This is a genomic window from Faecalibacterium sp. An58 (assembly GCF_002161515.1).
In the GTDB taxonomy this organism is placed as follows: domain Bacteria; phylum Bacillota; class Clostridia; order Oscillospirales; family Ruminococcaceae; genus Faecalibacterium; species Faecalibacterium avium.
Genome location: NZ_NFHX01000031.1, coordinates 15773 through 27190, shown reverse-complemented (window position 1 = coordinate 27190; position 11418 = coordinate 15773). Strand labels below are relative to the sequence as shown.

General features: G+C 57.8%; 13 protein-coding genes. All 13 read right to left on the bottom strand.

The genetic code is table 11. The annotated features are described in order from the left end of the window. A partial coding sequence (locus B5G12_RS14430; RefSeq protein ID WP_144064151.1) for a hypothetical protein occupies nucleotides 1-620 on the bottom strand: 620 nt, incomplete at its 3' end. After that, nucleotides 548-892 carry a TnpV protein gene (locus B5G12_RS12600; protein ID WP_087325223.1) on the bottom strand — a complete coding sequence of 115 codons (345 nt, stop codon included), beginning with the start codon at nucleotides 890-892 and terminating at the stop codon, nucleotides 548-550. The genes B5G12_RS14430 and B5G12_RS12600, both read right to left, overlap by 73 nt. 796 nt (nucleotides 893-1688) lie before the next feature. Next, a complete protein-coding gene (locus tag B5G12_RS12590; RefSeq protein WP_087325211.1) occupies nucleotides 1689-2219 on the bottom strand; it encodes a hypothetical protein in 531 nt (176 codons plus the stop codon). Between the two features lie 12 nt (nucleotides 2220-2231). Beyond that, the gene (locus tag B5G12_RS12585; protein WP_087325209.1) at nucleotides 2232-2444 is read right to left on the bottom strand and encodes a transposon-transfer assisting family protein; all 213 of its coding nucleotides are present in this window, start codon (nucleotides 2442-2444) and stop codon (nucleotides 2232-2234) included. Then, on the bottom strand, nucleotides 2441-2926 hold the full coding sequence (locus B5G12_RS12580; RefSeq protein ID WP_087325208.1) for a YodL domain-containing protein: 486 nt from the start codon (nucleotides 2924-2926) through the stop codon (nucleotides 2441-2443). The genes B5G12_RS12585 and B5G12_RS12580 overlap by 4 nt, the downstream gene beginning before the upstream one ends. After that, nucleotides 2923-5007 (bottom strand): type IA DNA topoisomerase, encoded by a 2085-nt coding sequence (locus tag B5G12_RS12575; RefSeq protein WP_522731444.1) that lies wholly within the window; start codon nucleotides 5005-5007, stop codon nucleotides 2923-2925. The genes B5G12_RS12580 and B5G12_RS12575 overlap by 4 nt, the downstream gene beginning before the upstream one ends. A gap of 61 nt (nucleotides 5008-5068) precedes the next feature. Next, complete coding sequence (locus B5G12_RS15005; protein ID WP_242956037.1) at nucleotides 5069-5599, bottom strand: hypothetical protein; 531 nt, start codon at nucleotides 5597-5599, stop codon at nucleotides 5069-5071. A gap of 5 nt (nucleotides 5600-5604) precedes the next feature. Continuing rightward, a complete protein-coding gene (locus B5G12_RS12565; protein ID WP_087325204.1) occupies nucleotides 5605-5952 on the bottom strand; it encodes a HepT-like ribonuclease domain-containing protein in 348 nt (115 codons plus the stop codon). Then, nucleotides 5949-6236, bottom strand: a complete 288-nt coding sequence (locus tag B5G12_RS12560; protein WP_242956036.1) for a nucleotidyltransferase family protein — start codon at nucleotides 6234-6236, stop codon at nucleotides 5949-5951. Before B5G12_RS12560 ends, B5G12_RS12565 begins: the two co-directional genes overlap by 4 nt. Nucleotides 6237-6367: 131 nt before the next feature. Continuing rightward, entirely contained in the window at nucleotides 6368-7078 is a 711-nt protein-coding gene (locus tag B5G12_RS12555; protein ID WP_242956035.1) for a DUF4366 domain-containing protein, read from the bottom strand. Continuing rightward, nucleotides 7059-7331: a DUF4315 family protein gene (locus B5G12_RS12550; RefSeq protein ID WP_087325202.1), complete on the bottom strand. Its 273-nt coding sequence runs from the start codon at nucleotides 7329-7331 to the stop codon at nucleotides 7059-7061. The genes B5G12_RS12555 and B5G12_RS12550 overlap by 20 nt, the downstream gene beginning before the upstream one ends. A 12-nt stretch (nucleotides 7332-7343) precedes the next feature. Further along, on the bottom strand, nucleotides 7344-9068 hold the full coding sequence (locus B5G12_RS12545; RefSeq protein WP_087325200.1) for a C40 family peptidase: 1725 nt from the start codon (nucleotides 9066-9068) through the stop codon (nucleotides 7344-7346). Beyond that, the gene (locus B5G12_RS12540) at nucleotides 9065-11410 is read right to left on the bottom strand and encodes a VirB4-like conjugal transfer ATPase, CD1110 family (RefSeq protein WP_522731443.1); all 2346 of its coding nucleotides are present in this window, start codon (nucleotides 11408-11410) and stop codon (nucleotides 9065-9067) included. The genes B5G12_RS12545 and B5G12_RS12540 overlap by 4 nt, the downstream gene beginning before the upstream one ends. Between the last annotated feature and the right edge of the window lie 8 nt (nucleotides 11411-11418).

Below are 11418 nucleotides of genomic sequence, written 5' to 3'. Positions count from 1 at the left end.
TGGGCGGAAACAGTCTCCTTAGTTGCCTCAGCATCCGCCACCACCTGCCGAATAAAAGGGTCGCTATCCAGCTTTTCCGGATCTACAAGCTGGCCGTTCACAATGCCGCGCTCGGCCAGCTTTTCCCGCAAAATTTCTCCTTCCGTGGGAACCGTCTGCTCCGCCTCGTCCCAATATTGCCCCGTGGCGATCAGGACGTGGATGCGCTTTTCTACCTCCGGCCATTTCAGACGTTGCTCCTGTCCGTTGGGATAGGAACGCAGCTTGACGCCGCTGGCATCGTAGTCGAGGAAGCCATTACTGCCATCCTGAAACGTCCAGCTGCAGCCACCGGTGCCGTATTCCTGTTTCAGGAATTCAACGCGCTCTTTCTGCGTGTGATTTCCAGCGTAGTAGGCCGCAATACGCGCTTTGCCGTTTTCAAACCCGCTGCCGGAGGCCAGGGCCGCCCGCCAATCCGCCTCGGAAAAAGAAAAAGCGGAGACTTGTTCGGCCTCCGCTCGCTGGTCGATTTGTTCGATTTGCTCCGCCTCGGTGGGGAAAAAACTCAGCTGTAAATCAGTTCGTTCCGGATCATTTCCTCGGCCTGCGCCTTGCAGGCGTTCATCCGGCCGGTCCACTGCATCGGGTCGCGGGCTTTCAGCTCCTCCGTCGCCCCCGCCGCCTGCGTCAGCGCGAGCATCATCTGTTCGAGCCGCTGCTTCGCCGCTTGGTCGATCTCCGCCAGATGCGGGTACAGCTTCCCGCTCAGGAGCAGGTGGTTGTAAAGGACGGGACAGTTCTCCTTGAGGAACGTCCGGCGCATCCGCCCGTACTTGCCCAGAGGCGGCGGCTGGTTCAGCTCGATGTTCGGGACCAGATAATCCCCGTTGCGCCTGTACTCGATATTCATGCTGCTCATCCCAAAGTCTCCTTTCTTCTGCGATGTCGCGTTCCACCTGCCGGACCACCGCTGCGATCTGCAGCAGCACCTCGCGGCTACTCTCGCTGACGGCGGTGCCCAGGGCGGCCACGGTAGCCGGCGTATTGAACTCATAAATGTTTCGGAACGTTTCAGGTCCAAAGTGGTTTTCCGGGGCGTACCCACACCGGGACAAAAGGGCGAAGGTGGTGCTGGCTGTGACGACCTGCTTGAAGGCAAGCCCTCTGTTGAGTTCATCGTACTCCTCCAGCATGGAATTTGCAAGGATGCCGCCGATCTCCTGCTCGTGGCCGGCCCAGTAGGCGTCCGCAAGCGTTCCCGCTGTATCTGCCAACTGCTGGGGCAGGGTGTCTGCGGCGGTGCCATAACGGCGCTCCAGCATAGCCTTCACCGGGATTCCATGCCGATCCTCCAGCGTCCACAGCCAGGGATCACGAGAATTGGGCCGGGTACCGGTGTCGGCCAGATCAAACACATACCGCAGGCGCAGTCGGTCGCCCACATCGTCCAGCAGGGCGATGCCCTTGGAGCCGCGCCGGACATAGCGGTTCATGCGGTCGTTCCAGACGTCATAACTGGCGCAGGCGGTGGCGTCGGGCCGCTGGGCATAGATCATGAGCTGGTCAGGGTAAGGGTACTTGTACAGCCTGCCGACTGTCGCCAAAAAGCCCGCCCAGCGCTCCCAGTTTCCGGTCAGGCGGCGGGCAGTGTCCTCGGCGAGTTGCGCGTAGTAGAGTGTTTTTTCGGACATGAAGCCTCCTTCCTTTTATTCCCGGCCCCTTTCTTTGGGCTTGCGGGGTAGTTTGGCCGCAGCCTCTTTGGGCCGCGTTTCTTTTAGCTCTTTTAACACCGATTTTCTCAGCATCGGCTTGAGGGGATGTTTCCAACGGCTGAAAGTCACATCCTTCGGCTCCATCGCACCCGGTTCATAGGCGCGGACCCGGTCAAAGCCCAGGTCTTTCCGCATCTGCTTCAAGATGCCCATGACCTCGGGGCTTTGGTTGAGGGACGCCATCCGGGTATAATCGTCCACCAGGTAGTTTTGGCCCTGGCGGACATGGAGCAGATCGGCAGCGCTGGGCGGTTCCTCCCGCTGGATGCCAAAGGTCAGCCGGGCGCCCGGCAGGTCTTCGCTATTGTAGGGTTCCGAACGCAGCTCTCGGAAACGGTCCACAGCCTGCTCGTAGGTGTTGTAAAACTCGATGGGCGTGTAGGGTTTGCTCCCCGCTGCACCGGTCCAGGTGGCAAGGTCGGGGATGATATAGCACTGCCATTTGCTGTCTTTTTCGTCTGCCATAAGCCCTCCCTCTCAAATAAAATCCGGGTACAGTTCCAGCGCGTCAAACTCGGCGTCGGTCATGTCGGCCAGCTTATCCAGGGTGCTGTCGGTCAGATCCCGCAGCTCCATTTCAGACCAGGTGAGATAGCTGCGCATCTCGGTCAGAACCTCGATCAGCCGCTCCCGGTTGCCAGTGTTGTAAAGGGCCATGAGGTTGACTTCTTCGTAGGTGAAGTTTTTCATCGTGCGTCCCTCTCTTTATGCTTCTTGGTTTTAGCCTTGGGTGCGGCCTCTTTGGCCTGCTTTATTTGAGCGGCCACCGACTTTTGAGGCCGGGCCGCCTCTTTCATCTGCTCCAAAAAGCCCGGCAGCTCCTTGAAACCGATCCCGTCTACATAGAACGTCCCGGCCTGGCCTTCGCGGTTCAGCACGACCACATCGCTGACCGAAAGGCTGTGCCCCCTAAAATCCGGCGGACGCTTCAAATTGAACGTGAGGTACAGTTCTTCCAATGCCTCCGCGTTGCTCATGCCGTAAAAGTACGCCGGGGTGTTGGCAAAGTAAACGGCCTCGTAGTGGTCGGGATTCGGTGTCTTGCCCATCTGCTCCAGACGGGCAAAAGATTCAAACCGCACATCTGTGGCCTCCGGCCCGTCTTTGAGCTGCAAAATCAGATAAACGTTGCTTTCGGCGGCGAAAAACCGCTCCAAAACATCCTGCATCATCGTGCACCCCCGTTCTCAAATTCCAGACTGAACTTGGCCCGGCCGTCGGTCTCGGTGGTCATCAGGACGGAGGCGTTGTAGGTCTTGCCGGTGCGCTGGCTCTTGCAGTCCTTGAGGCGGGCGCGGCCGTCCCGCAGGAGCTTGTCCACCACCTGCCGGGTGGGGCGCTTGCCGAGGCGGTTGAAAAAGGCGTTGTCCTTCCAGATCACAAAGCGGCACTCGCGGCTTGCGCAGAAAAAGCCCTTTTCCCGCTCGGCTACCTCCGAGCCGCAGTGCGGGCAAGTTCCAACCACGGATGCGCCAGGCGTGGCCTTGGCGGGAGCATTGGGGGTATCAGCATACTGACTAACAAGATTTTTCATCATAGATTCGATTTCCTCCATAAACTGTTCGGGCACATACTGGCCCTTCTCGATTTGTGTGAGCTTCGTTTCCCATTCAGCGGTCATAGCCGGGGATCTGAGCTGTTCGGGCATGGCCGCAATGAGGCCGCAGCCCTTTTCAGTGGGGATCAGGTGCTTGGTTTTACCGCTGCCCTCCCGGGCAAGAAAACCTTTCTGTACCAGCTTTTCGATGGTGGCCGCCCGGGTGGCAGGCGTCCCGACGCCCCGGCGCTCGGCTTCTTCCGGCATGGTGTCTGCGCCGGCAGATTCCATGGCCGCCAGCAGGGTGTCCTCGGTGAAGTGCTTGGGCGGGGTGGTGCGGCCCTCTTTCAGCTGGGCAGAGAGAATAGCCAGCGCTGCTTGTTCTGGCGGAACGTCCAAATTTTCCTCGATCTTTTCAGCGGTATCTCCAAGAATGGCCCTCTCCACAGCCTTCCAGCCCTCGTCCAGAACCGTCTTGCCTTTGGCCGTGAAGGTCTGTCCGGCGCACTCAAACTGCACTGTGGTTTCAGCGTAGCGATACGGCTCGCCCACAGCGGCCAGCAATCGGGCGGCGATCAGGCGGAGAATACTGGCCTCGCCAGCAGGCAAAGAAGAAAGGTCAGCCCTGGCCACGCTCTGCGTCGGCAGAATGGCGTGGTGGTCGCTGACCTTTTGGTTGTGGATGACCTGCTTTGCATGGACCGGAATAGCACCCCGGAAACCGAACGCTGCCGCCGTGTCCATGACCAGGCCGGGCAGGCCCGCCGCCATATCCTCGGTCAAATAGCGGCTGTCGGTGCGGGGATAGGTGACGAGCTTTTTCTCGTAGAGCGCTTGGGTGTAATCGAGGGTCTGCTGCGCTGAATAGCCCAGCAGCCGGTTGGCGTCCCGCTGAAGTGTAGTCAAGTCGTAGAGGGCCGGCGGGCGCTCGGCTTTTTCCTTACGCTCGCTCTTTTGCACAAGGGCCTGGCTGCTTTTCCGGCATTCTGCCAGCAGCTCCTCCGCTTGGGCTTTCTCTTTGAATCGTTCGCTGGACGCCATGCAGTCCTCCATCTTGAGAAGCACCGTGTAGAAAGGTTCGGGCCGGAACGCATCAATGGCAGCCTCCCGCTCCACCGTCATGGCCAGGGTGGGCGTCATGACCCGGCCCACGTTGAGAGTGACGCCGTGCAGGCATGAAAAAAGCCGGGTCGCGTTGATGCCGACCAACCAGTCGGCGCGCTCCCGGCAAAGGGCTGCTTTGTACAGCGAATCGTATTCGGTTGAGGGCTTCAAATTGGCAAAGCCCTCCCGGATGGCGGCGTCCTCCATGCTGCTGATCCAGAGGCGGGAGACCGGCTTGCGGCAGTTACACTGGTGATAGACCAGGCGAAAGATCAGCTCGCCCTCCCGCCCGGCGTCGGTGGCGCAGACGATGCGGTCTACGTCGGGCCGGTGCATGAGCTTGCACAAAACATCGAACTGCTTTTTGGTTGAATTGCTCACAAGATACTGCCATCGCTCGGGCAGGATGGGCAGGTCGGCGCGATCCCAGCGTTCCAAGCGCGGGTCATACGCCCCGGGCGGGGCCAGCTCCACCAGGTGTCCCACACACCAACTGATAAGGTAGCCGCCGCCTTCCAAATAGCCGTCGCGGCGGGCAGTGGCACCCAGGACCTTCGAGATGGTGCGGGCAACAGAGGGTTTCTCGGTGATAATCAGGTTATGCAAAGAAATTTCTCCTTTTTGTTTTGAAAATAAAAACAGCCCTGTGATTTTGCACAGAGCTGTGGAATAATTATTCGAGGTTTTCCCAAGGTTCAAGGCCCATTTCTTCCCATGTCACGCCATAAGGAGCGCCGCCAGAAGTGTAACCGGCGATAAAGAAGAATCTGTCATCTTGCCAATCAGGAAGATCGTTCAGGCGCTCTTGCTGCGCTTTCAGCTTTTTCTTCTTTGCCCGCCTCCTTGCACGCTTTATGGCAAGTTTTTCGGCTTCCGTCTTTTTTACTTTGGGCTTGGGAGGCTCCGGCAGGCCGTTCTTTTCGATTCGCTCGGCAAAATGGGGTTGCTTTTTCCGAAACACAGCCAGTAAATCTTCAAAGGAAGCCTTGGGAGCGGTGCTATGCAGTTTGGGATAAAGCTCCCGGCACATAGGCTCCAGCAATTCTTCCGGGGGCATCTGCTGGTGTTCTTTGTAGTATTTGCAAACTGCTTCAAACATCCACTTGGATATTCTGGCTTTTTGCGTCTGTTTCAGCTTTTTATAGGGAATCTGGGGCCGCTGCGGCTTCTTGCAAGTTGATTTTTTCTCTGTATCGGATGTCATCGCATTTACTCCATCGCGGAAAGGATTTCTTTCACTCCCTCCACAAAGGGGTCCATATCCTGAAACAGGACCTCGACAATAATGCTCCAGTTGATGCCGTCATAGTCATGCACCAGCCGGTGGCGCAAACCTGCGACCATATTCCAAGGCTGTTCTGTATGCGCCTGCTTCAATTCATTGCTCAGCTGATATACCTGCTCGCCTATATTATAGAGCGGCGTTGTGACAGCCCACTGCGAGAACTCATCCTGCAACAATATTTCAGGTGTAATTCCGCGTTCTTCAATCTGTTCTTTTAGGCTGTCCCAAGTTGAAACGATCTTTTTAAGACGCTCTTTGTCTGATTTCTTCACGCGATACGCACCCCTTCCTCCATAACGGCATTGTAGAAAGGAGTACCCACATTCACTTCCCGAATCTCGAAGGCGTCCACTTCCTTATTGGTCAACTGGCGCAATTCCTCACCGAAGGCAAAAATATCAGCAGGGTGGAAGTCCTTGCCGCCAAAAACAACAACATCAATGTCCGAGTCGGCAGTGGCTTCGCCGCGGGCATAAGACCCGAACAACAGCGCATACTCCGCATGATATTTGTGCAGCAATGCACGGATCACAGCTTCCAGTTCCTTCATGGTCATAACATTCATCCCGACTGCCTCCTTTCTTTCCTTATAAATAAGTATACCATGAAATCCATTGGAAGCAAACCGCCATTTTCATAATGGGGCGGCCCCCGCGGCCACCCCCATATATTTCTTTTACTCATGTCTTACTCCTCATACCCATCGCTGTCCTGATACGCCTTGCGCTCGGCGTCCTCGTCAGGTCCGCTCTCCGGTTCTTCCTCCGGCAGAACGATCTCCTCCTCATCCTCCCGGTAATCGGCGTCAGGGTCGGGCTTGTTTTCCTCGGCCTCACGCTGCTTCTCCCGCATTTTCAGCCAGAAGTACGCGCCGCCGCCGGTAATGCCGGCCAGCACCAGGAGCACCAGCACAAATTTGCCCGCACCGTCCTCTTTTTCCGGTTCAGGTTCCGGTTCGGGCATGGGTTCAGGTTCCGGGGCGGGGGCGGGTTCCGGCTCCGGCTCGGGGATGTCCTCCTCGTCTATCAGGGCCAGCAGGTCGGCTTCATCCACCATATTGAGGAAGTGGGCCGTCTGGTCGCCGTCGGCGGCCCGGTCGATGATGAGATAAAAATACGCCCCCGACTTGCTCACCAGGGTGATGAACTGCTGGGCCGTCCCGTCTGAAAAGGTGGTCTGGTAATCGTCCACCACCGTCAGGTTGCCCTCGGGGGTCAGGGGACCGACGTCCTGCTCAGTTACCGTGACAGGTTCTTCCTCTGTCTCAAAAATGGACGGAGCTTTAACTTCCTCGCCAGTTTCTTCTCCGCCGTAAGCAAAGGCCGGGGTAGCCATGCAGCCCATCAGGAAGGTCAGCGACAAGGCTATGCAGGTCAGTTTATTCAGAAATTTTCTCACGCAGTTCCTCCTCGTTCATATTGGCCCCGACGGCCGCCAGGGCCGCAGGGTTCGGTGCTGCACTGGCCGCCTGCTTCAGCAGCATGGCCAGCTGCTCCGGCGTGACGTTGGCGGTGCGCACCATCTCGGCCACCTCCACTTTCTCAGCCTCTGCAATCCGGCGTTCCAGCAGCTCAATGCGGTTGTTTAACTGGATACGGCGTTCCTTGGCTCTGGCCAAGTCTGCCCGCATCTTTTCAAGTTTTTCGCTCATATTGCCTCCTTGTCACTTTGGGATTCTTCCGAATCCCAACAGATGTTTGTCCCAATAACTGGAATGGATATTGGAATACTTGATGGGGTCACCGGCAGAGATCATCATGCCATTGCCCACATAAATGCCCACGTGGCTCGCGCCAGCCACATCATAGGTGCCCTCGAAAAACACCAGGTCGCCGGGTTTGGCCTCCTGTTCCGAGATTTTGGCAGCCTTTTGCCACAGGCCGTTGGCCGTGGTACGGCCCACGTCCCAGCCTGACTGGTTCAGGACCCAGCAGATATAACCGGAACAGTCAAAGCCTGTTTCCGGGGTAGAACCGCCCCAGACATAGGGGGTGCCCAGGTATTTCTCAGCTTCCTTCAGCATGGAACCAAACTCCGGGTCGGTGAGAGCCTCGGCGGGCACTTGGTAGTCGATGCCCGCTTCTCCCGAGCCGTCCGAACCGATCACCAGAGACAATCCGCCGAACAGTTCCGGCCGGTTGCCCTGGGTTTCCTGCAGAATCTGATACCGCTCCAGATCATCCCCGGACAACATATTAACGGCCACAAAATCAATGCCGTAGTTGATGAGGGTGATATTCAAAATCTTCCACTCATACTCCACTTCCACCTCATAGGTGTAGGTCTCACCGGTGGCCGGATCAATGTCCGTTCGGGTTTCGGTCCGGGTTCGTATCTCGATGGTTTCGGTCAAGATCAGCTCGTACTGCATATCAAAGATAGCTGTCATGGTGCCCTGTACTTCGCCCCGGGTGTAGGCTTCATGAATCGCCGTCAGCATGGCTGCCAGCCCGTAGGGATCATGGTTGATGGGGTCCAAGTCGAAGTTGTACTCGTCATAGCCGGGATGGCTGGCCGGGATTGCCTCGATCTCGGCCATCAGTTTTTCCTCCAACAGACAGTAATCCTCCTCCGCACCCAGAATGTCCTCGTCCTCAGCAGTGTAAGAGGTGGTCCAGACAGTACCGGTTCCGCCCGGGAAGAATACCGAGCAGGACGTGATAAAGCAAAAGATCACCAGGATCAGCAGCACCAGCACGCCGCCCATCAGGAGCATGTGAGCGTGGGTGGAGGCGAACTGCGCCGCTTTGGCTGCGGCGGCTTTGGCCTTCCGGGTGGCGGCGCTGCGAGCAGTGTTGGCCGCGCCGCCGCTCATCTTGCTTCCGGTTTTTCTGGCGTAATAGCTGGCCTTGATCTGCTGCCGCTGCTTCCAGCGGGAGATGGGATTGGATGTGGGCTGCACGGCCTGCTGCTTGCGCCGCAGCGCCTGGATGTTGGCCTTATCGGCGGCTTTGTCAAGCCTTTCAGCCTTCTTGTAGGCTTTCAATTTTTTGCTGTACTTGCCGTCCTTCAGCTTTTTAGCCGCACCCTCGGCCAGGCGTTCCCCCTCGTGGGCGGCCTGTACACCGGCGTTTTCATCCTGGTTCTGCTTGTCCACCTGACGGTGTGCTTCGCCGCCCAGCAGCGCCTCCGCGCCCGGTTTGCGGCGCTTGGGCTTGGCGATTTCTTCCCCAAATTCCGCCTTGCCGAAGCGGAGCTGCGCTGACCGCTCTTTGGCCTTGTCGGTGTCCATCTTGAGGCCCCGCTTGGGCGGGGCGCGGGTGGAAAGTTTTGCCTTGGCTTTCTCGGCCCGGCCGGCGGCGCGGGCTGCCTTTTTGGCCGCGCGGCGGATGTTCGGGTTTGCCAGCTCCTCCTCGGTGAAGGTCAAACGGGTGGTTTTCCGTTTCATCCGGCATCACCCGTGCCATCGGAAAATTTGGTGGTCATGATGCGGTACAGCTCGGTGTCCTGCGGGAACCGGTCCACAAAGGGCAGGATCACGTTGCCATAAAACAGCAACCCTTCACCTTCGCCGGAGTGTGTCACATAGGATAGCTGATGGGGCGAGATATTGAGCTGCTTGGCGAGGATCTGCCGGTCGCCGGCAGCCTGGTTGAGCATGAGGATGAAGTCGGAATTCTCGAAAATATTCGACACCTCGTGGGAAGCCAGCAGGTCTTTGACGTTCTGGGTGATCCCGGTGGGCGCGCCGCCCCACTTGCGGAAACGCTTCCAGATCTCCACTGAATAGGCCGCCGTCTGCTCCTCACGAAGCAAGAGATGAAATTCGTCTATAAAGAATCGGGTCGTTTTTCCGGCGTAACGGTTCGTAGTTACACGGCCCCAGACGGCATCCTGTACCACCAGCATCCCGATCTTCTTGAGCTGTTTGCCCAGCTCCCGAATGTCGTAGCAGACAAAGCGGTTGTCGATGTCCACGTTGGTCCGATGGTTGAACAGGTTCAGGCTGCCCTTGACGTAGATTTCCAGAGCCGTGGCAACGTGGTGGGCTTCCTTTTCTTCCTGTTCCAAGAGGGCCTTGTAGAGGTCCTCCAAAAGCGGCATTTTCTCGGGCCGCGGGTCCTGAAAGTACGCCTGGTAAATTTGATGCACACAGCGGTCGATGACGGTTTTCTCGACGGGAAGCAACCCCTCCTTGCCGCCCACCACCAGCTCGCACAGCGAGAGGATGAAATCCGACTTCAAGGCGATGGGATTATCCTCCTCCGAATAGTTGGCGTTGATGTCCATGGGGTTGATAAATTGGGTGCTGGTAGGCGAGATTTTGATAATCTGTCCGTTCAATCGGGCGACAAGGGCAGAATACTCGCTTTCTGGGTCACATACGATAATATCGTCATCCGTAGAGAGGAAAGCATTGGTGATTTCCCGCTTTGCTGCGAATGATTTTCCGCTGCCGGGCGTGCCCAAAATCAGGCCGTTGGGGTTTTTCAGCCGCTTGCGGTCCACCATGATGAGGTTGTTCGACAGGGCATTCAGGCCGTAGTAGAGTGCGCCGGGCCCGGCCTGGAACAGCTCCTGTGTCGTAAATGGGATAAAGATGGCGGTGCTGGAAGTGGTCAGCGCCCGCTCGGTCTCCACCAGGTTATGGGCCAGGGGCAGGCACGACATGAGGCCCTGCTCCTGCTGCCAGTCCAGGCGGATGAGCTGGCAGTTGTGCTTCTGGGCGATGCTGGCCGCCTGAAAGACATTTGTCTCCAGTTCCTGGGGCGTGCGCCCGGTGTTGAACACCAGAAACGTCAGCAGGAACATCCGCTCGTTCTGGCTTTGCAGCTCCTTCAAAAGGTTCTTGGCATCCCGGCCATAGGTCGCCAAATCCGACGGTAGGATGTCGATATCATATCCTGCACGGACAGCTTTCTTCTGTTCCTCGATCGTGTTGCGGTCCAGCTCGGTGATGGTGCGCTTGACCGTCTTGATGGCCTTGTTCTGGTCTACCGAGTGGATGTGCATGGTCACGATCTGGCTGGATTCCATCCCCAGAAAGTCCTTGAGCAGCTGGTCGCTGAGGTCGGACGCCGTGATGGACAAAAAGCTCATGGCTCCGTGCAGTCCGCCCACCTGACAGGTGCGGGTGTTGAATGCGAAGGCGCTGGGGGCAATGAAGTCCTTGGCGGAAAGGCCCGACCTGGGCAGCTCCTTCCAGTCGAAGCGGAACTTGCTTTCGCCGTCCATGTGGAACAGGTCGTGCATGAGGCGCAGCCGTTCCCAGCCGTTCAGGACGCGGGCCGCCGCACCCAGCCGGCGGAAGTTGTTGAGAATATCGTTCTGCAAATGATCCAGCCGGGGTTTCGCCTGCCGCATGGACGCCGCCTCGATGCCGAAGGTCAGGTATTTCGTCTTGGTCAGGCCGTTGTTGCCCTGGGCCAGCTGGGTTTTCAACATCTGGCTGTACTCGGCCCGGATGTCGTCGAAACCGTCCTTCTGGGGCGGGATGCGGATGCTGCGCTCGAAGCTCTCGGCGTCGGCGGCCATGTTGACGAAGGAAAATTCAAAGTGCACCGACGAATCGAAGAAATTCAAAAAGCTGCACCACTCCTCGAAAATGGCGGTCTTGTCCTCCTGCAGCGCCAGCTGGTAGTTGATGTCCTGAAACTGGATGGTGCGGGTGTAATAGCCGTCCCGCACCCGGCAGGTGCCGTCGGCAAACATCCGCTCAAAGGGGATGGTCTGCTGGGCGGTGCGGGGGATGCCGTCATCCCGCTTGGCGGTCTTTATGATCTTCTCCACTTTTCTAC

Bases quoted from the DNA above. Each gene is read 5' to 3' on its own strand.
- B5G12_RS12600 (WP_087325223.1), bottom strand. From the start codon at position 892: ATGAATATCGAGTACAGGCGCAACGGGGATTATCTGGTCCCGAACATC.
- B5G12_RS12590 (WP_087325211.1), bottom strand. From the start codon at position 2,219: ATGGCAGACGAAAAAGACAGCAAATGGCAGTGCTATATCATCCCCGAC.
- B5G12_RS12585 (WP_087325209.1), bottom strand. From the start codon at position 2,444: ATGAAAAACTTCACCTACGAAGAAGTCAACCTCATGGCCCTTTACAAC.
- B5G12_RS12580 (WP_087325208.1), bottom strand. From the start codon at position 2,926: ATGATGCAGGATGTTTTGGAGCGGTTTTTCGCCGCCGAAAGCAACGTT.
- B5G12_RS15005 (WP_242956037.1), bottom strand. From the start codon at position 5,599: ATGACATCCGATACAGAGAAAAAATCAACTTGCAAGAAGCCGCAGCGG.
- B5G12_RS12560 (WP_242956036.1), bottom strand. From the start codon at position 6,236: ATGACCATGAAGGAACTGGAAGCTGTGATCCGTGCATTGCTGCACAAA.
- B5G12_RS12550 (WP_087325202.1), bottom strand. From the start codon at position 7,331: ATGAGCGAAAAACTTGAAAAGATGCGGGCAGACTTGGCCAGAGCCAAG.
- B5G12_RS12545 (WP_087325200.1), bottom strand. From the start codon at position 9,068: ATGAAACGGAAAACCACCCGTTTGACCTTCACCGAGGAGGAGCTGGCA.